Here is a 19,428-nt window from a genome sequence, read left to right on the forward strand (position 1 = left end):
TCAACGCCTCTTATTCAATCATTTCAATTTTTGAGGTTTAGTTCATGTTTGCGGCAGCGTTGAGTGGTTTTGTGATGGGCGGCACCCTAATAATTGCCGTTGGTGCACAAAATAGCTTTTTAATCGAACAGTCTTTAAAGCGTCAATGGACAGGGTTGTTCGTACTGCTGTTTATCGTGAGCGATGCCATTTCCATTAGCTTAGGAGCAATGGGGTTCGGGCTGCTGTTACAAGAATATCCGTTGTTGGTATCAGTAACTAAATGGGCCGGCGTTGTGTTTCTTCTATGGTTTGCGTTTAACAAGCTTAAAGCTTCTATGGCTGATGATGCACTTGTGCTTGAAATGTCGAAGAAGCAAACGTCATTCAAGCGAGCCTTTCTTATTGCCATGGCGGTGACGTGGTTGAATCCTCATTTTTACTTAGATACGCTGTTGTTGATGGGAAATCTAGCTAGCCAGTGGCAACTGAATAAATGGTGGTTTGTCTTCGGTGCAATTTGGGCATCTATCGTATGGTTTGTGGGACTAAGTACCCTAACCGCTAAATTCGCGCACCATATGCAGCGCCCGTCATTTTGGCGTTGGTTCAACCGCTTAAACGCAGCAGTATTAGGGGCGGTAAGTATTCAATTGGCTAGCTTGTAGTACAAGGCCAGTAGTTAAAGCGATTGGTGAAAGGCTGAGGGTAAAAGGAGATAAAATGAGCTGGGTTTATTTGATTGTGGCTGGCTTATTAGAAATAGGTTGGCCGGTGGGTTTGAAGCTGTCTCAAGAGGCTGAAACCCGCGTGATGGGGATATTGTTAGCGATAGGGTTTATGGCGGCCAGTGGTTTTTGTTTATGGATGGCGCAAAAAAATATTCCCATAGGTACCGCATATGCTGTGTGGACAGGCATAGGCGCAGCAGGAACGTTTTTAGTTGGGGTCGTGTTTTATGGCGATCCTACTTCTATCGCGCGCTATTTTGGCGCAGCCCTTATCGTGGCAGGCGTAGTGGTATTGAAATTAGCTCACTAAGCTCACTAAGCTCACTATCAGAATGTCGGGTATAAAAAAGCTCAGGTAGTACCTGAGCTTTTTTGTGTATAGCCTAACGGTAACGATTAGTTAGCGTCTAGTTAGGGTTTAGTTGGGCGCGAAGTGCAGTTAAAAAGGTATCGATGCGCTCGGCGTTTTTACCTAAATCGCTTCTACCAACCCGAGACTTACTACGAATATCTACCAGGGTGTTATCGTCTTTAGCTTTAAGGCGAATAACCACATCATCTTTGAATCCAAACCACTGGGTGGTGTCAGTCGCTTCTAATGTATAGGGCAATGCGCCATCGGCAACACGCTCCCAGCCTAGTGCGTCAATAGTACGCTCGCTAGCGGCAAAGACTTCATCAATACTTTGCGCCAATAATTGGGTTCTAATTTCAGGGTAAGCATCGATTTGCTGACGCGTTACCTCACCACCTTCGTAAGTAATAGGATTTGGTGCATTTTCACGCAGCGGTGCAATAGCCACAAACGCCGGAGGATTGGTCACATCGGTAGTAATATCGTGAATAGGCGGTACGGTACTGGCTTTGCCCATCATGCTTACTGGCATGGCGACGGCAATTAACGCTAATACAGCAAAAACAAATGTACTTCCCCAGCTGACGCTTTTACGTTTTATTAGTACTTGTAGAATAATAAGTATAATGGCTGCGCCACCCACATATACGCCATAGCGCAGCGAGGTAAATGCGGTACCTAAATCGACGCCTGCGTATTGATATAGCGGGCCTGGTAGTACCACCATTAAAAATCCGATAATGCTGGTCAATGCAATAAGTGCTTTCAAGTGAGCTCCTAATTATTATTGTTGCTTTGAATAACATAACTTTAACAGCCATTTGGCTATTTTGGTTCAAATTTTCCACTAAATTTGTGGGAGAGGTTTTTTGATATATTACAAAAATCATATAGAGCAGTGAAATTACAAAGGTACCAGAAGCCCAAGTGCGCTTTTAGGTAAGGGGAATTAAGCATCCTCTGCTATGCTATAGGCTGATACAAACATGAGGTTTACCATGGGGAATGCCCAAGAGATACCTTCTTTTAACGTAACAAATGCGCAAAAAGTGGAGTTGTTGTTAGACATACTTTCCACTAAAAAAGCAGAGTTTGAGGAAGGGATGACAGAGTACGCGCTAATTTCTCAACTTAAGTCACCTCCTTATCAGTTGTTCAATGACAATGCGCTGCGCGATCCCCTCGCTTTGTTCAATACGCACTTTATCTTGTTTCATGCCCTATATTTACTAAGAAACCTTTGGCGTGATGCCCTGGTAGGCGAGCTAGATATTCATACTACCCGTATAGTGCTATTGCCCTTGAAATCGAGTGCTCAAAGCAACGGTGAGAGTAACACCACAACATTGGGTAAAAGCGATTCACTTGCTGACTACTACCTGAACTGGCAAAACTTAACCAGTACTGGCGAAGCCGATGTAGAAGCTTTATTGAATAGTTTTTGGCAGCGAATGACGGGGGCCGACCCCGTTTTTGATTCAAAAGAAAGTATTGAGCAATGTCACACTTTACTCAATTTAGACGAATCTGTATCCATCACATTAGCGATACTTAAGAGGCATTACCGAAAGCAGTTGGCAACAGTGCACCCAGACAAAGGGGGAAGCCATGAAGCAGCGCAGAATGTAATTTCGGCGTACCAAACTTTATTGCGGTATTACGGGCTCTGATGCTAAAAGTTGAATGAGAAGCGAGTTTTACTCCCTTAGTTTACCGTTGCAGTATAAAAATACTGCAACTGACCGACAAGATTTGCATCTTCGACTCCCTTTACTTTTAATCTTTAGTATATGCGCACACAATGCAAATATTGTGTCAGGTATGCCATGAATATAGGTCTGTCATTATTCGTGCTGGCAGGAGAGTAACCCCTTCGTCACAGTAATTTGCTACTTTGCTAAGTTACTGCAATGTCGCGCTGCATTTGAAGTTTACGATCTCATTAGTCCAGTTGGATGTGATCGGGCTGAGTAATGCCAAGGTATTTATAACTCGGCGCATGGAAGCTACCTAAAATAATATTGGTTCAAAATTTAAGTTTATGGGTTAAACGTTCTCGTTTGCCGGTAACCGTTAGTTTTTAAATTCGAGAAATTATTATGAAACGCGTTTTTTATGTCATCACTACCCTAGCTTTGTTGGTAGGTGCGATTGGGTGTTCGTCTGAGTCTGAACAGGCGGGTGCAGGGCAGCAAGCTATGCCGCCACAATCTGTGTCTGTGCTTACGATTGCTCGCCAATCGGTAACCCATGAAATGATCCTTCCAGGAAGGGTAACGCCGTCTCGGCAATCGCAAGTACGTCCACAGGTCGATGGGGTGATTACAGAGCGTTTATTTGAAGAAGGTGCACAGGTTGAAAAAGGCCAGCAGCTATATCAAATTGATGATGCGCGCTACCGTGCTCAGTTAAATAGCACCATCGCTGATGTTAAAAGCGCCGAAGCGAATTTGAAAACGTTAGAAGCGAAAGCTCGTCGCTACGACGACCTGATTAAAAAAAATGCGATTAGTCGCCAAGAATACGACGATGTTATTGCGCAAAAAGAACAAGCACAAGCGGCAATTATTGTTGCTGAAGCAGCGGTAGATTTAGCGCGAGTTAACTTAGGCTACACCAAAGTGTATGCGCCAATTAGCGGCCGTATCAGTCGCTCATTTGTAACCGAAGGTACGCTAGCGACTACCAACCAGACGCAACAACTTGCCACTATCACGCAATTAAACCCTATCTTTATTGATATGCAGGAGTCGGGTCGCGCTATTTTAACCCTTCGCCAAGCTATGCAAAAGCAGGGCTCTATGCCTGTTGAGCTAACACTTGATGAAGCCACAGGTAAAAAATATGAACACACAGGTAGCGTGAAGTTTTCAGAAGTTACCGTAGATGAAAGTACTGGTTCAGTTGCCCTTCGCGCCGAAATGCCAAATCCAGATGGCTTGTTGTTACCAGGTTTATTCGTGAAAGGCCATGTTATTACCGGTACAGAACAAGCGTTATTGGTGCCTCAGCGCGCCACTATGCGTCAACAAGATGGTTCGTTATCGGTATATGTAGTCAACAGCAATGACGAAGTAGAAGTTCGCGCACTAAAAACTAGCGATATCTACAAAGACCAATACATTGCCACTTCGGGTATTAAAGAAGGCGATAGACTTATTGTTTCTGGTTACCAAAAAGTGAAACCTGGCAGTAAAGTAAACACCAGCGAGTGGCAGTCAACGTCACGCGGCTCACGTTAAGATAGGATTAGTTTACTATGGCTCGCTTTTTTATCGACAGACCCGTCTTTGCGTGGGTACTTGCAATAATTACGATGATGGCAGGGATACTTGCCATCTATACCCTACCCATTGAGCAATACCCTAAAGTTGCGCCACCCACGGTGACTATCACCGCAACATACCCTGGTGCTTCAGCGGAAACCGTTGAAAACTCTGTCACGCAGGTGGTCGAACAAAACTTATCAGGTATAGATAACTTACGTTATTTCTCCGCCAGTAGCTCAAACAGCAGCATGTCTATTAGCCTTACCTTTGAGCCGGGTACCGACCCTGACATTGCGCAGGTTCAAACCCAAAACAAAGTACAAGCGGCGCTTCCGTTGCTACCAGCACAGGTGCAGCAACAAGGGGTTACGGTTGCGAAATCAAACTCAGCGTTTTCGTTAGCCATTGGCTTTTACGATGAAACGGGGCAAATGAGTCAGTACGACTTAAGTGACTTGTTGGTGTCTCAATTTCGCGATTCAGTCTCCCGTGTGAATGGTGTGGGTAGCGTGCGAGTCTTTGGTGCCCAGCGCTCAATGCGAATTTGGTTAGATCCAGACAAACTATACAGCTACAACCTAACACCGGTAGATGTTCAAGCCGCGGTAGAAGTGCAGAATACCGACGTATCCGCAGGGCAATTAGGCGGTTTACCGGCCATTCAAGGCCAGCAAATTAACGCCACTATTCAAGCTCAATCGCGCTTACAAACTGTAGATGATTTTGAAAGCATCGTGCTGCGTGTAAACACCGATGGTTCTCAAGTACGAGTACGCGATGTTGCACGAGTTGAACTAGGTGCAGAAAGCTACGATGTTATCGTTCGTTACGATCGTCACCCTGCCTCAGGTATGGCGATTAGCTTAGCGTCTGGTGCGAACGCGCTAGATACCATCAACGCAGTGAAACAACGTGTTGAAGAACTACGGGTTAACCTGCCTGACAGCGTAAAAGTGGTTTATCCGGTTGATGCGTCGCCCTTTATCGAATTATCAATTGAGTCGGTGGTGCACACACTGATAGAAGCCGTGGTACTGGTTTTCTTTGTCATGCTGCTGTTTTTGCAAAATTGGCGCGCTACCCTTATTCCTACTATCGCGGTTCCGGTGGTATTGCTAGGTACCTTTGCAGTACTACTGGCGTTTGGTTACAGCATTAACGTATTAACTATGTTTGCCATGGTGCTCGCCATCGGCTTGCTAGTGGACGACGCTATCGTAGTAGTTGAAAACGTTGAACGTATTATGGAAGAAGAGGGCTTACCACCTGCTGAAGCCACTAAAAAATCCATGACACAAATTACCGGTGCGCTGGTAGGTATCGCCGCCGTGTTATCAACAGTATTTATTCCTATGGCCTTTTTCAGTGGATCTGCTGGGGCCATTTATCGTCAGTTCTCAATAACTATCGTATCTGCCATGGGATTCTCGGTATTGGTGGCAATTATATTGTCACCTTCATTGTGTGCCACGCTGCTAAAACAGCACGACCCCGAGCACAACAAAGACAAAGGCTTCTTTGGTTGGTTTAACCGTACGTTCAACAAAGGCCGTGACCGCTATCAAAGAACCACTACCCACATGGCGAAACGCGCCAAGCGTTACTTCGCTGTGTACGGTATTTTAGTGGCGGGTATGGCGTATATCTTTGCCCAATTGCCAGGTGCGTTCTTACCCGATGAAGACCAAGGTCGCTTAATGGTGCTAATCAGCACGCCTCCAGGAGCAACCGCTGGGCGCACCTTAGAGTCGGTTAAGAAGGCAGAAGACTTTTTCTTAGACCAAGAGCAAGGAGCAGTTAATGGCTTGTTTACGGTAGTCGGTTTTAGTTTTGCAGGCCAAGCACAAAACGCAGGTATGGGGTTTGTAAACTTGAATGACTGGAGCGTGCGAGATGAAAGTGACTCAGCATTTGCACTAGTAGGCCGAGCCTTTGGGGCATTTAGTCAGATTGAAGATGCATCGGCATTTCCTATCGTGCCACCGCCTATTATGGAATTAGGTAACGCGACAGGTTTTGATATGCAGCTTGTGGATCGGGGAAGTAATGGTCATGTGGCCTTAATGAATGCCCGTAATCAGTTGCTCGGTATGGCCGCACAAAACCCTAAACTTGCGGGTGTTCGCCCGAATGGCTTAAGCGACGTACCTCAGTTTAAGGTGAACATAGATAGCGAAAAAGCATCTGCACTGGGGTTGAACCTAAGTGAAATAAACAGTGCACTGCAAATTGCGTGGGGCTCAAGTTACGTAAACGACTTTATTGATAAAGGCCGTATTAAACGGGTGTACATGCAAGCTGATGCTCAATATCGCATGTCGCCAGACGACTTAGATAAGTGGTTTGTACGCAACGCCGACGGTGATATGGTGGCCTTCAGTACTTTTGCCTCTACCCAGTGGGTTTACGGCTCGCCTAAACTAGAGCGTTTTAACGGTATTTCGTCGGTGAACATTCAAGGTAGCCCTGCTGAAGGTATTTCATCCGGTGAAGCCATGGAAGAAATGGAGAAACTGGTTGCTCAATTGCCTGATGGTTATGCCATTGAGTGGTCAGGGTTATCTTTTGAAGAACAACAAGCTGGCTCGCAAGCGCCTATGCTGTATGCTATTTCTATTCTCATCGTATTTTTATGTCTAGCGGCATTATATGAGAGTTGGTCTGTGCCATTTGCTGTAATGCTGGTGGTACCTTTGGGTATATTAGGGTCTGTGACGGCAGCGTTTTTATTCAATCTGCCAAACGATGTTTACCTACAAGTTGCGTTTTTAACCACGGTTGGTTTGGCGGCGAAAAATGCCATTCTTATTGTAGAATTCGCAAAAGACCAATACGAAGAAGGCATAGACTTAATGACGGCGGTATCAAACGCAGCTTCTCAGCGTTTTCGCCCAATATTAATGACATCTATGGCCTTTATACTCGGGGTAACACCGCTGGCATTGGCTAGTGGTGCAGGTTCAGCAAGCCAAAACGCGATAGGTATTGCGGTAATGGGGGGCATGTTTGCTGCCACCTTCTTAGCTATTTTCTTTGTACCTATGTTCTACGTGATGGTTGAAAAGCTGTTTCATAAACAAGATAAATAACTTAGACGTTGAGGTTTTACGATGACAACTGTCATTTTTTCTCATGGAAAAGAAAGTGGCCCTTGGGGCAGTAAGATCACTACATTGTCTAATGTAGCTAGCGATGTTGGCTTTAATGTTATTAGTGTGGATTACCAAGATTTACCATCGCCGGAAGATCGTATTACCCGGTTGGTGGATACGGTAGAAGAGCAAGGCGATGAAGTCATACTGGTTGGGTCTAGTATGGGCGGTTATGTGTCTTTAGTGGCTGCTGAGCGTGTATCTGCAAGGGGCTTGTTCTTACTAGCGCCAGCACTATATATGCCAAGCTATGAAGTGCAAGAATATAACTACACAGGCAAAACCAGTGTTATCCATGGCTGGAACGATGATGTTATTCCTGTTAGCCACAGTATTGATTATGCGAAGCTGCGTAATTCGCAGTTACTACTGCTAGAAGATGGTCACAGGCTGTCAAAGAGCATGTTCGCCATATCACCTTTCTTTCGCAATTGGTTGCATCCGTTTACACTGAACTAGTGGATGCTTTGCCGCTTTAACGTTTTTCCCGCTGTCTTGCCAGCTTGGTAACGCACAACGGGAAAAATGTGTCATTATAGTGGTACAGATTAGCGGGAGTAAGGCCGAGGGTATGGCAATAGGTTTACCGTCTGAACCAGATTGGAAAGCGCTGATAAAATCGGGCTGTCGATTATTTGTGGGTGGCAATGCATCAGTACCTTACGCACTGATTCAGCACTTAATTGATAATAGCGATGGCTTTAGCGATATTGAATTAGTACACATGCTTGCACTTGGCGATACGCGCTGGGTGAACGATGAGTACAAAAATTTATTTAAAGCCAATACCTTCTTTATTGGTGGTCAGGCCATGCGGCAAGCCGTTGATGAAGGCCGAGCCGATTACACTCCCGTATTTCTCTCTGAAATTTCAAGTTTATTTAGTGATGGCACCCTGTCTTTAGATGCCGCGCTGGTAAATGTCAGCCCCCCTGATGAATTCGGCTATTGCTCCTTAGGTGCGGCAGTTGATATTGCCATGTCGGCAGTACGTCAAAGCAAATACGTGATTGCACAAATAAACCCACAAGTTCCCCGAACAGCTGGTCATTCCTATATTCACGTCAGTGAAATTACCGCATGTATTGAAGCAAACGAGCCCTTAGTGGAAGTTATGCCGCCACCTATTGATAGCGTGGCCGAGCGTATCGGCCAGTACGTTTCAATGCTGGTTGATGATGGCGCTACATTACAATTCGGTATAGGCAAAATTCCTAGTGCCACACTTAAGTACCTTTGCCATCACAAAGACTTAGGTATTCACAGCGAAATGCTTACCGACAGCATTATTGAGTTGCTAGCATCAGGCGCAGTGACCAATAAGAAAAAAACCTTCCACCCCGGCAAGGTGGTCACTAGTTTCGCCATTGGTACTCGTAAGCTCTACGATTTAATCGACAACAATCCGCATATTGAATTTTACCCTAGCAGTTATGTGAACAAGCCTACCAATGTGGCTAAAAACGACAATATGGTGGCTATTAATAGTGCTTTAGAAGTTGATTTGACGGGGCAGGTGGTTGCCGACTCACTGGGATATGATTTCTATAGTGGTATTGGTGGTCAGGTCGATTTTGTCACCGGTGCATCTATTAGCAAAGGGGGCAAAGCCATTATTGCACTGCCATCAACGGCCAAAAATGAAACCATATCTCGCATTACGCCGCGCCTTGCTGAAGGCGCTGGAGTAGTTACCTCGCGGGGGAACGTGCAATATGTTGTTACCGAGTACGGTATTGCCTCGCTAAAAGGTAAAAGTATTCGTGAGCGGGCGCTTGAGCTTATTCGGGTGGCACACCCTAAGTTTCGATCTCAGCTATTAGAAGAAGTTAGGCAACATTATTGGGTGCCGCATTACCAAGAAAAGTACCCGACAGATATCCCAGAGCTAGGCGCCATTCAGCTTAAAAGGCTAAATATTCAGGGCGAAAAGTTTTACATGCGCCCGCTGAATCCCGCTGACGAACGCCGCCTTCAAGAGTTTTTTTATTCGCACACCAAAGAAACCCTGCGACTTCGCTACAACTACGACCCCAAACAAATGTCGAGAGAGAAGTCGTGTAACTTGGTGAGTGTAGATCAAACCTCTGACGTGGCCTTGTGCATAGTGCGCCAAGAAGGGTCTCGAATTACCATTCATGCCGTGGGCCGGTTTTATTACAACGCCAGCAATAACTCCTGTGAAGTGGCGTTTGTTACCCGAGAAACACAGCAGGGTAAAGGCATGGCAAGTCGGCTGTTGAACGAACTCATTCGTATAGCGAAAGCGCGTGAAATAAATCAAATGGTTGCCTATGTCAGGGGAGAAAATACCCCCATGATCACAATCTTTGAACAAATGCAGTTTAGACGGCTTTTTACCGGTGACCCCAGTGACGTTGAATTGGTATTAAACGTGAGTGAGTTACCATGACCATTCGAATTTATCGCACTAAACATGGCGTTAAACATGACTTAGGCTCAGAGCATCCTGAGTCGCCAGATAGGTTGTATGCAATAGACGACCAGCTATTAGCATCGGGTTTAGAAATGGTGTGTGAACACGCGGATGCAAAGCCTATCGCTGAGGCTTACCTTACCTTGGCGCATAGCCCAGAGTACGTGCAAAGTGTATTTGCCCGGGCGCAGCATCTGTCTGCATCAGCAAAAGCACACCCTGATGCAAATCATAAAGACAACAACCCAGTCACTTGGTTAGATGATGATACCGGCATGATGGAATATACTTTGCCCGCCGCATTAGAATCGGCAGGGGCAGGTTGTAATGCCGTAGATTGGGCTATGCAGGGCGATGATAGGCAGGCCTTTTGTTTAGCGCGCCCGCCTGGGCATCATGCTACCTACGATGGCTCAATGGGCTTTTGCCTATTTAATAATGTAGCCATAGCTGCACGCTATGCTCTACAAAACTATCAGCTTTCTCGTGTGGCAATTATCGATTTCGATGTTCATCACGGTAATGGCACTGAAAATATTATCGCAGGGGATCAACGCATCATGATGTGTTCTAGTTTTCAGCACCCGTTTTATCCTCATAGCGGTGCGCCTGTGTCAGCAAGCAATATTTTATCTGTGCCTATTGAAGCGGGTTCTACCGGCGAGGTATTTCGAGAAAAAGTATCCCATTGGTTTAATGCGCTAGAGAATTTTCAGCCTGAGCTTATCTTTATATCGGCAGGATTTGATGGCCATGCTGAAGACCCTATGGCGCATCTTCGCCTTACCGAAGATGACTATTTTTGGGTGAGCCAGCGCATCAGGCGTGTTGCTGATATATGCTGTAATGGCCGTGTTGTGAGTACGCTTGAGGGGGGGTATGACTTAAGCGCGCTTGGGCGCAGTGTGGTGGCGCATTTGAAAGGGCTATCTCACCCCTAACGGTGCGGGCTGCAAAAACACCCATCAGCTTCGGTTTTTACCACGGCACTTATGTAAGACGGATTTGATGCATACCCGCTAATCTCATCCACTAAATTTTTGCCAGTGAAGCAGCCATAGCCTGTTGCATAAGGGCCCAAGTAGCGAAGGTTATATAGGGTGTCCACAACAATAAGGGCAGGTACCGAAGGCAATATAGCGGCGAGTTCTGGCACATTTTCAATGTCTAATCTTAACCCGCTGTAGCCTAATTGACTGAGCTTATTAAACAGCTGAGTTTGATGAGAATCGGTAAGATTGTCGCAGTAACATTTTTCCTGCGTACCCACATGAACAATACTGCCTGCTGGTACATCATAGTCTTTAAGCAGCGTTATCAAAGAAGCGTCAAAGGTGACGCTTGTTGATTGATGCAGCAAAGTGCTTTTAGGATCGAACTCAGAAATCTGACGCTGGCTATAAAACAAAACAGCACTTAGTAAGCTGATTGCCCATACAAGCAGCAGCGTCCAACTTCCCTTTTTCGACATTACAGCTTAAAGCGACCTATAGCACCGCGCATTTGTTGTGAAATTTGAGACAAAATTTCCACTTCTGCTGACAACGATTCCGCCGTAGCTAGCTCTTCAGAAGTCAGTTCACTTAACCGTGCTGTACTTTCTGCGATGGAAGCCGATGCGGTTTCTTGCTCAACGGCAGAGGTCGCAATTTCTGTCATGCTCTCACTGGCAAACTGAATTTGCGACATGATTTCAGACATTGCTTGGGTGGCAGTATCAGCCGATAGTACCGCTTCATCAACAAGCTGAATACAGGTTTGCATTTGGTCTACCGAACTTGCCGTTTGACTGACTAATTGCTCGGTAACCGAGGTAATTTGGTCAGCACTTTCTTTTGAACGAATGGCCAATGTACGCACTTCGTCAGCAACCACAGCAAACCCTCGGCCGTGCTCACCAGCACGGGCTGATTCGATGGCCGCGTTCAGCGCTAACAGGTTAGTCTGCTCTGCCACTGAGGTAATGGCACGCATGGCTTCTGAAATGTGTGAACATTGTTCGTTAAGTGCAGTGTTAGTTTTTGCCGCGTTATTTAGCGTACTACGCAGCGAATCTATGGTTCGACTGGTGGTTACGATAGAGTCGCGAGTTGAACCTGAAGAGGCCTCTGCCGCAGACGCTTTGTCACTAGCGCGGGTTGTCTGTTCAGCAGACATTTGCATGGTTTGCGCAATTTCTTCAGACGAAGCAGACACCATGGCAATTTCTTGGTCGGTATTGCGGCTAATCTCAAACATATTGCTAGCCGCCGTTTCCATTTTCTCACAGCCTTTAACGACTTCATTCATTAATGAAGACGCTAAAGCAACCAAGTCTTTAACTTGGTCAATAAGTTCGCCAAATGGACGAAGTATTTCGTTTTCTCTCTCAAAGGATACAGATAAATCTATTTGCCCTTCAGATTTCTGCATATTCTCTATAGCGATACGTAACTCTGCGGCGCCAGCACCTTCTTGATGGGCTTGTTTGGTCATGTACATCAAAAGGCCACCTTCCGCTACTGCAAAAGCCGCGTGCATTAATAATATAGGGAACGTTAGGTCCCCCTCTTGAAAGATAAATACAGGAGCACCTTGCGTAGCAAGAATATAAAAGCTGATGTGATGTACCGCAACCACGGCAGTGGCGGTTGCAATTACCTTCCAGTCTCTGAAATAAGAAAGAAACGCCAGTGTCACGAATATTTCAAAGTGCATTTCAATAAGCCCGAAGGTTTGGTGAATATGCAGCGCTGTGAGTAATTGTATGCCAATGGCAACCGCATGACGGCTAATAACCGACTGGGGCTGTTGAAAGCTGAAGTAAAGAGGTAGAGCAGCGATAGGAATGCCAAGCACCACGGCAGTGAAGATATCGCCTGTCACAAAGCCGATGATAAAAGAAATGGCTAATTGAATAAGTATAACTACTCGAAAGATCTTGTGTCCTTCTAGTATCCAAGGGTACTGCATATTGTTTTCTCTCCACTAAAGCAGTTTGCCTAAGTGTAGGCAAGAAATGCTAAGAGCGCTATTTTGACCAATCATACGATTAAAAATATTAAAATCTATTAGCCTTTGTACTAATGCCTTGAAAATTAATTATTTTTAATTATTTTTAATTAATATTTATGGTTGGTTAAACGCTAGCTACAGCCAGCGCTTCCACAGCATCGCTACCAACATGCAGATGCTTAGCGCTCCCATTCCAAGCATTAAATATAAAAAAGCATTGGCAGATTCGGTACCCGGTAATCCGCCTACGTTCATGCCGAACACACCCGTTAAAAACGACAAGGGCAAGAAAATCGCCGTTACCATCGACAAGACATACATGCGAACACCTTGTTGTTCCGCTATTCGGTTTCGCAATTCGTCTTGAAGTACTATTGCCCTTTCTCGCAATAAGTCCATGTCTTCTACATACCGGCTCATGCGGTCGGTTTGCTCACGCAGTTCAAAACTCTGATTTTGCGATAACGCATCGGGCAAACGAAGTAGGGCATCTAACGCATCACGTTGTGGCGCAAGGTAGCGCCTGATAGATGCGGCTTGGCGTCTTACGATAGATAAATTTTGCCTATCTTCCTTTCGAAGTTGTTCACGGGTTTCAAACCCTACTAGGCTCTCGTCCATTTCATCCACCGTGTCCAAAATGGTGTCAGCGACTTTCGTGATCATGTTCAGTAAGAGTGCCGATGGGCTTATAGGTACCTGTGCCGAAGCTATTTCATCTCGAAGGTTTTGAATGGAGGCTAATCGCCTGTTTTTACGCCGAGCACTCACAATAATATTTTTGTTGTACCACGTACGTAGCGACACCATATCTTCTGGGTCGGCATCAGGGTTTTTATTGATGCCTCGCAAATACACCAAAGTTCCCTGATGTAAGGTCATGGCTCTTGGCCTTGTCTCTAAAGCAAGTAAGCTGTCTATAACCGTTTGGTGTAAGCCACTAGATTGCAACAAGGTGCCAGCGTCTTCAGCATCTGATTGGACATGCAACCAAAGGTATTCATCGCTGAACGAACATTGTGCTAAGGCGTCAGGAATGGCTTTCGCTTCAATGGTTTTAGTTTCACCATTGGGAGATAGTAAATAAGCCCATAATAAGGCTTGAGGAGTTGAGGCTGCGTGCATATGAACCATTACCATCAGAAAAAGTTACCTCATACTACGCAGAGATAAAGCCGCTTGCCATCTAAAAACAAACGCGCCTGTATGAACAAGCCGCGTTTGGTTTTTACGTTGGTGGCGTGTTTGCCTCAACCGGTTTAGTCTCAACCTACTTCTGTGAATGAGATTTGCTTTGCCCGCTTCTGTTACGGTTTACGTTGCTTTGCCTGCTTACGCTTTTCTCTCGACTTACGCTTCTGTCACGACTAGTGCTGCGATCAACATTTCGTGTAGCACGTTGTTGCGACATTGACGAACGGTTAGACGCTGTACGAGTATCCCTAGTTTGCGCCCGCTTTACATGAGTAGAAGCGCCTTGCTGGTACTTCTGCCCTGAAGCCTTATTACTCTCACGCTTCACGGTTTTAGTGGTCGTGACTGTTCGCGTTGTAGTGCTATTTCTAGGAGTCACTGTTCGTGGTGTTTTTAACGGCTTGTTTGCCACATTTACATTGCGCGAAGTTTGTCCTTTAAGTTGATTATTGTGTTGTATGTTTCGATGATTATTTTGAGAGACGCTTGTCTGCGTGTGCCTTGAAGACTTAGCGTTGATAACCCTAGTGTTACCACGCTCGTTGCTTCTTACTTTCACTGAACGATTGGCGCTATATCGTTTAGGCGCACTATGTACTACGCGGTTAGAGTAGCGGGCTCTACGGTGGTCAGCATTATGCTGCCAGCGCTGATAACCTTTGCTATAAACGCGTTTATTGGGGGTGCCTCTGTAATAATGGCGCACTGGTTCTCTGTGGATCACTACATGGCGATTGCTCCAACGAATACCACCAAAATAGAAGAAGCTTGAAAGCCTAACTTGCGGTGCCCAGAAAAAATTCCCGCGATGACGGTAGCTAACCCTATGATGCCAGTGCACAGGCGCTATGGCATGAGACCAAAGCCCAAACACAATAAGCGTGTCGTAGTAAGGCACGTAAACCACATCTCTATGGCGAGGTGCGATAACAATCACGCTGCGCTCTTGTTCTATCTCACGTTCGACTTCCAGATAATCATTCGATTGTAAGTTACCGGTGTTAAGGGCGTGTTGGCGAAGCAACTGCACTCTATCCAGTACACGGGCTTCACTAATTAGCACGTTATCACCAAGTTGCTGTAACCAATTAAGATCTTCGGCCATGGTGTGCAGAATATCGGTAAATGCTGCCAAGGCTTTTACACTCGGATCCCAAGTAACCGGATCTAGCGCTTGCTCTACTTGTTCAGGGGTAAGGTGCAAATTGCTTTGACGCCACCTGTCTGCTGCCACTACATCAAGAGGGTAGGTGGCCGCAATCATAATATGAGTAAGCAAGGTGTCAGGGTATAGCGCAATGGGCGCAAGTAAGCTATCTAGCTCAGCGTCTGAATACTGGTAGTTATCTACACTAGTTTCTGGTTCAACTGATGCCGATGCGAGCATGGGGAATGATGTTGATAGGGTTCCCATGGCTACGAGTAAAGCTAAAGTCAGTTTTTTCATACGTTCTCCTTACATTACTCTGCATGAGAGTGCTTAAACTAAGCACTTTTACAGGCAATGTCACAAAGTCTGTATGTGTTATAACGCTTCTGGTATTAACGTAACCTGAACCAACCTGAATTATTGTCATTCAGGTTGGAATAGATTGAATGGAAAAGTGACTTACTTGAAAGAGTGGGGGTCAAATGCGTGACCAAGCTTTTCAGTCTTGGTTTTGATGTAGTTTTTATTGTCTTCCGTAATGCCATGATCGATGGGCTTACGTGCCACTACATCAATGCCCAACGACTTTAACGCTGCTAACTTCTTGGGATTATTAGTCATCAACTCAACGCGATGAACATTTAAGGTATCCAGCATTAGCTTACAAATATCATAGCTACGTAAATCGGCATCAAAACCTAAATGTTCATTAGCTTCAACCGTATCCATGCCGCTATCTTGTAAATTATAAGCGCGAATTTTATTCAGTAACCCAATACCTCGACCTTCCTGACGAAGATAAAGTAAAACGCCAAAACCATTTTCGGCTATATTCTGCATGGCTTTTTCTAACTGAAAACCACAGTCGCAACGGGTGCTGAAAAGGGCATCTCCCGTTAGACACTCAGAATGAATGCGGATGGGCACCACATCGTTTTCTTTCCATTCACCATAGGAAAGCGCCACGTGCTCCTGTCCACTGGTTTCAACGAAACCATGGATTTTAAAATTACCATGACGAGTAGGTAATTTTGCGGAACTGACATATTCGTATTTAGGTTGTTTGCTGCTCATGTTACTTCTACACCTGGATCATAAGCGTTATGTGGGGGTGTTCTTGCCTTTTACAAGGGCTTGAGACAGGCACATCTCCCCATTCATTAATCCGCGAATGTTACAATATACCCCTTTTAAAGTGTAGCAATACCATAGCCTAATCGGTTTTAGGTTATAACGGTTTGAAGTCGTCAAGCAGAGCGGGCTCAGCTACACCGTAGCCTTGGGCGAAATCGATGCCCATATTACCTAGCTGCGTCATAGTGGCATCAGACTCTACAAATTCACCTACGGTCAGCATTCCTAAGGCTTTCGCAACATCTTTAATAGAAGACACCATAGCCACATCAACAGGATCTGCTCGCATGTCTTTAATGAAGGTACCGTCAATTTTGACAATATCGACAGGTAGGTGTTTCAGATAACCGTATGACGCAAACCCTCTGCCGAAATCGTCTAACGCAAAGGAACAGCCCAAACGATGGAAGGTACGCATGAAGTCGATGGTATACTCCATTTTGATAATCGCGACAGACTCAATCATCTCGAAGCAAATTTTATCGTACGGAATGTTGTAACGTTCAAACGCGTTTAGCACGAAGAGCTTAAAGTCTCTGTCGGCTAAGGAATGGCAGTTTAAATTTATACTACAGCGTTTTAATTCCGCCAAATGCTCAGGGTGCTCATTTAACCAACTAAAGGTATTAACAATGACCCACTTATCTATTTTGACGTTCATTTCGAAACGTTCAGCGGTAGGCAAAAATGCGGCGGGCTCTACAATGCGACCGTCGGTTTCTTTCATGCGCAGAAGTACTTCATAATAGTGGCCATCATTGGGCCGGCTTAATGGCCTAAGCGGTTGGTAGTAGAGTAGGAATCTGTCTTCTGATAATGCCGAATGAATACTGTTTACCCAATCAAGCTCATTTTGATAGCGCAGCGTACTTTCATCGTCTTTGCTGTACTTATGAATCTGATTACGACCCTGATCTTTAGCGTAAGAACACGCGGCATCAGCCATGCAAATATATTGCTCGGCACTGGCGTCGGGGTCGGTGCACACTACCATACCAATGCTAACCCCTAAGCTGAAAATACGGTTTTCCCAAGAAAAGCGATAAGCCTGAACGGCATTTAATAATGTGGTTGCTTGCAAGTAAGCTTGTTCTTCAGGCTGATTTTCAAAAATAACACCAAATTCATCGCCGCTTATCCGCGCCAGCATTGCCTCATTGGGAAGTGACTTTTCTAGCAAGTGGGCAATGTCTTTAATCAGCGCATCGCCCGCTTTGTGACCAGAGGTGTCATTAACAATTTTAAAGCGATCTAAGTCTAGGTACAGCACGCACGGCGGAATGGGAGACTTTTCGCTTAGCCTAGCGGTTAAAGTAGTTTCAAACTGTCGTCTATTATAAACCCCCGTTAGTGAGTCGTGAGTAGCCATAAATTGTAGGCTAGAGTCTGACTGCTTTTTCTCGGTTACATCGATAATAGAGCCATACAAAAAGCTACCACTGTCGTTTTCTCGTACTTGGCAAGATATAGAAAACCAAAATGCACTGCCGTTGGCGCGCATACCTTTAATTTCCCGCGCCGCTACCTGCCCGCTATGAAGTAGCTCTCCTACCAGTACGTCGCGGTCTTCTGAGTTGGCGTAAAACTGCTTCGTGTTTTTCACCTGTGCTAACATTTTAGCTTCATCTGGATAGCCAAAGAGGGCACACATGGCAGGGTTAACCGTTTTTAATTCCCCGTCTAAGGTTGAGGTGTATAGGCCTTCACTGGAATTTCTAAACAAATCATAAAAGTGATGAAGACTACTAATCGTGGCTTCACTTTCAGACAATTGTAGTCTGCTCACGTTTTGCTCTTTTAATTCAACAGCAAAGCCGATGCATAAAAGAGCCAAAGTCAGTAGGGTCAAAATAATCATGACAATGGGTGCGGTGTAAAAGGCATCGTCGAAGGCGATTTTTACGAATACAGCATACAGCATGAATACGAACACCCAGGCGAAGGCGAACAACCGGCTGGGTGCGAGGTTTTGTTTATCCTTAAAAATAAACGCTAAGCCAATATGATAAGCAGCAATAAATGGGCTGGCGGCAAAAAGGATGCGGGTCGCGTCGTACGCGCTTGTTGCCACCGCCGCGATAGCCATACCAATAGGGAGCGCAAAGCTAAGCAGCCTTAGCGCTAATGGAATGGGAGAAAACAAACTGTGAGTTACTTTAGCTAGTGTTACAAAACTAAGGCCAATGAGTACGGCAAAGGTTATTTCGCTTGCGTTAGTCAAAGATGGCCATGTTGCGAGCCCGCCTTGTGCCATAAAAAACAACGCAAATAAAACGAAATTGGTTACCGCTAGCCAGAATCGGGCTGGGGTGCGCTGATATAAATATGACAGCAGGAAGTAGCCAGTTAATACCGTGAGCATTCCCAGCACGATACCAAGTAAGATCAGCATGGTTTCATCGTATTGTTGAATCGCTTGTTTTTCCCATAGTGAAATAGGGAAATAACGAAGGCCATCGTCATACACACCAATAACAAGCCTGACATTTTCTTGTGGCGTGAGTGAGAAGTTTAGACGGATGGCAGAGAAGGGTTTTTTTAATGAAAAATCCCCTTTACCCGCTTGGTAACGGTAAGACTTGATAATTCGTGCGTTACCATCAAGCAAGTAAATTTGAAGGTCGTTAATATTTAGCCTGTCTATATTTAGCACGAGGGGAATAGTACTAAACCCCTCGTTCCTCAATTCATTAGAAATCCACAGTCGACTGTTATTTCTATCAAGGGGAATACTGCTGGTTAAGGGGCTTGAAGGGTGGAGTACATCTAAATATGTCATTGATTTGTGTGCGACAAAAAACGAGCTGCTTTCGTTAATGGTGGCAACACGAAAAGACTGATCAATAGTAAGCTCTGACGCGACAGCTGAATTTTGGATAGCGTCACTTAACGCCCATGTACATAAGGTGATACAAGCAATGAAGAATGCCAACATTCCTTTTCTTGTGAATGGCATAGCTACCTTATTAACGTAAATTCTCAAAGATCAGTAAACTAATAGTAACGGAAGATTCTGATTTTGGGGAAAGAAAT

At 45.2% G+C, this 19,428-nt stretch carries 15 protein-coding genes; 8 read left to right on the forward strand and 7 right to left on the reverse strand.

Annotated features, from left to right (window positions below; genetic code table 11):
- Window positions 1-44: 44 nt before the first annotated feature.
- Both AVL57_RS00910 and AVL57_RS00915 read left to right on the forward strand, forming a co-directional pair.
- On the forward strand, window positions 45-647 hold the full coding sequence (locus tag AVL57_RS00910) for a LysE/ArgO family amino acid transporter (RefSeq protein WP_057794755.1): 603 nt from the start codon (window positions 45-47) through the stop codon (window positions 645-647).
- Window positions 648-702: 55 nt separating this feature from the next.
- Window positions 703-1,020 carry a DMT family transporter gene (locus tag AVL57_RS00915; RefSeq protein ID WP_057794753.1) on the forward strand — a complete coding sequence of 106 codons (318 nt, stop codon included), beginning with the start codon at window positions 703-705 and terminating at the stop codon, window positions 1,018-1,020.
- A gap of 97 nt (window positions 1,021-1,117) precedes the next feature.
- Here AVL57_RS00915 and AVL57_RS00920 read toward each other — a convergent pair whose 3' ends face one another.
- Window positions 1,118-1,834, reverse strand: coding sequence for a DUF1499 domain-containing protein (locus AVL57_RS00920; protein ID WP_057794751.1), 717 nt, complete (start codon window positions 1,832-1,834; stop codon window positions 1,118-1,120).
- A 217-nt stretch (window positions 1,835-2,051) separates the two neighbouring features.
- On the opposite strand from AVL57_RS00920, the gene AVL57_RS00925 reads away from it, so the two are divergent.
- From AVL57_RS00925 to AVL57_RS00950, 6 genes are all read left to right on the forward strand, one after another.
- Window positions 2,052-2,735: a DNA-J related domain-containing protein gene (locus tag AVL57_RS00925; RefSeq protein ID WP_231701263.1), complete on the forward strand. Its 684-nt coding sequence runs from the start codon at window positions 2,052-2,054 to the stop codon at window positions 2,733-2,735.
- Window positions 2,736-3,164: 429 nt separating this feature from the next.
- On the forward strand, window positions 3,165-4,307 hold the full coding sequence (locus tag AVL57_RS00930; protein ID WP_057794747.1) for an efflux RND transporter periplasmic adaptor subunit: 1,143 nt from the start codon (window positions 3,165-3,167) through the stop codon (window positions 4,305-4,307).
- 17 nt (window positions 4,308-4,324) lie between these two features.
- Window positions 4,325-7,423, forward strand: a complete 3,099-nt coding sequence (locus tag AVL57_RS00935; protein WP_057794745.1) for an efflux RND transporter permease subunit — start codon at window positions 4,325-4,327, stop codon at window positions 7,421-7,423.
- 21 nt (window positions 7,424-7,444) lie between these two features.
- On the forward strand, window positions 7,445-7,945 hold the full coding sequence (locus AVL57_RS00940; protein WP_057794743.1) for an alpha/beta fold hydrolase: 501 nt from the start codon (window positions 7,445-7,447) through the stop codon (window positions 7,943-7,945).
- A gap of 112 nt (window positions 7,946-8,057) precedes the next feature.
- Window positions 8,058-9,899 carry a GNAT family N-acetyltransferase gene (locus AVL57_RS00945; RefSeq protein WP_057794740.1) on the forward strand — a complete coding sequence of 614 codons (1,842 nt, stop codon included), beginning with the start codon at window positions 8,058-8,060 and terminating at the stop codon, window positions 9,897-9,899.
- Window positions 9,896-10,864: a histone deacetylase family protein gene (locus AVL57_RS00950; RefSeq protein ID WP_057794738.1), complete on the forward strand. Its 969-nt coding sequence runs from the start codon at window positions 9,896-9,898 to the stop codon at window positions 10,862-10,864. Before AVL57_RS00945 ends, AVL57_RS00950 begins: the two co-directional genes overlap by 4 nt.
- Here the strand turns inward: AVL57_RS00950 and AVL57_RS00955 are convergent.
- From AVL57_RS00955 to AVL57_RS00980, 6 genes are all read right to left on the reverse strand, one after another.
- Window positions 10,861-11,394: a DUF6436 domain-containing protein gene (locus AVL57_RS00955; RefSeq protein ID WP_057794736.1), complete on the reverse strand. Its 534-nt coding sequence runs from the start codon at window positions 11,392-11,394 to the stop codon at window positions 10,861-10,863. The genes AVL57_RS00950 and AVL57_RS00955 overlap by 4 nt on opposite strands.
- Entirely contained in the window at window positions 11,394-12,875 is a 1,482-nt protein-coding gene (locus AVL57_RS00960) for a methyl-accepting chemotaxis protein (RefSeq protein WP_057794734.1), read from the reverse strand. The genes AVL57_RS00955 and AVL57_RS00960 overlap by 1 nt, the downstream gene beginning before the upstream one ends.
- 177 nt (window positions 12,876-13,052) lie before the next feature.
- Window positions 13,053-14,042, reverse strand: coding sequence for a zinc transporter ZntB (locus AVL57_RS00965; protein ID WP_082605070.1), 990 nt, complete (start codon window positions 14,040-14,042; stop codon window positions 13,053-13,055).
- A 145-nt stretch (window positions 14,043-14,187) separates the two neighbouring features.
- A complete protein-coding gene (locus AVL57_RS00970; RefSeq protein ID WP_057794732.1) occupies window positions 14,188-15,558 on the reverse strand; it encodes a DUF3300 domain-containing protein in 1,371 nt (456 codons plus the stop codon).
- Between the two features lie 162 nt (window positions 15,559-15,720).
- The gene (gene ribA, locus AVL57_RS00975) at window positions 15,721-16,335 is read right to left on the reverse strand and encodes a GTP cyclohydrolase II (RefSeq protein WP_057794730.1); all 615 of its coding nucleotides are present in this window, start codon (window positions 16,333-16,335) and stop codon (window positions 15,721-15,723) included.
- A gap of 154 nt (window positions 16,336-16,489) precedes the next feature.
- Entirely contained in the window at window positions 16,490-19,330 is a 2,841-nt protein-coding gene (locus AVL57_RS00980; protein WP_082604993.1) for an EAL domain-containing protein, read from the reverse strand.
- Window positions 19,331-19,428: the final 98 nt, after the last annotated feature.

Origin of the sequence: Alteromonas stellipolaris (assembly GCF_001562115.1) — a bacterium.
Taxonomy (GTDB): Bacteria; Pseudomonadota; Gammaproteobacteria; order Enterobacterales; family Alteromonadaceae; genus Alteromonas; species Alteromonas stellipolaris.

Excerpts from the sequence above, each read along its gene's own strand:
- AVL57_RS00910 (WP_057794755.1), top strand. The coding sequence starts at position 45 with ATGTTTGCGGCAGCGTTGAGTGGTTTTGTGATGGGCGGCACCCTAATA.
- AVL57_RS00915 (WP_057794753.1), top strand. The coding sequence starts at position 703 with ATGAGCTGGGTTTATTTGATTGTGGCTGGCTTATTAGAAATAGGTTGG.
- AVL57_RS00925 (WP_231701263.1), top strand. The coding sequence starts at position 2,052 with ATGAGGTTTACCATGGGGAATGCCCAAGAGATACCTTCTTTTAACGTA.
- AVL57_RS00930 (WP_057794747.1), top strand. The coding sequence starts at position 3,165 with ATGAAACGCGTTTTTTATGTCATCACTACCCTAGCTTTGTTGGTAGGT.
- AVL57_RS00935 (WP_057794745.1), top strand. The coding sequence starts at position 4,325 with ATGGCTCGCTTTTTTATCGACAGACCCGTCTTTGCGTGGGTACTTGCA.
- AVL57_RS00940 (WP_057794743.1), top strand. The coding sequence starts at position 7,445 with ATGACAACTGTCATTTTTTCTCATGGAAAAGAAAGTGGCCCTTGGGGC.
- AVL57_RS00945 (WP_057794740.1), top strand. The coding sequence starts at position 8,058 with ATGGCAATAGGTTTACCGTCTGAACCAGATTGGAAAGCGCTGATAAAA.
- AVL57_RS00950 (WP_057794738.1), top strand. The coding sequence starts at position 9,896 with ATGACCATTCGAATTTATCGCACTAAACATGGCGTTAAACATGACTTA.
- AVL57_RS00955 (WP_057794736.1), bottom strand. The coding sequence starts at position 11,394 with ATGTCGAAAAAGGGAAGTTGGACGCTGCTGCTTGTATGGGCAATCAGC.
- AVL57_RS00960 (WP_057794734.1), bottom strand. The coding sequence starts at position 12,875 with ATGCAGTACCCTTGGATACTAGAAGGACACAAGATCTTTCGAGTAGTT.
- AVL57_RS00965 (WP_082605070.1), bottom strand. The coding sequence starts at position 14,042 with ATGCACGCAGCCTCAACTCCTCAAGCCTTATTATGGGCTTATTTACTA.
- AVL57_RS00970 (WP_057794732.1), bottom strand. The coding sequence starts at position 15,558 with ATGAAAAAACTGACTTTAGCTTTACTCGTAGCCATGGGAACCCTATCA.
- ribA (WP_057794730.1), bottom strand. The coding sequence starts at position 16,335 with ATGAGCAGCAAACAACCTAAATACGAATATGTCAGTTCCGCAAAATTA.
- AVL57_RS00980 (WP_082604993.1), bottom strand. The coding sequence starts at position 19,330 with ATGTTGGCATTCTTCATTGCTTGTATCACCTTATGTACATGGGCGTTA.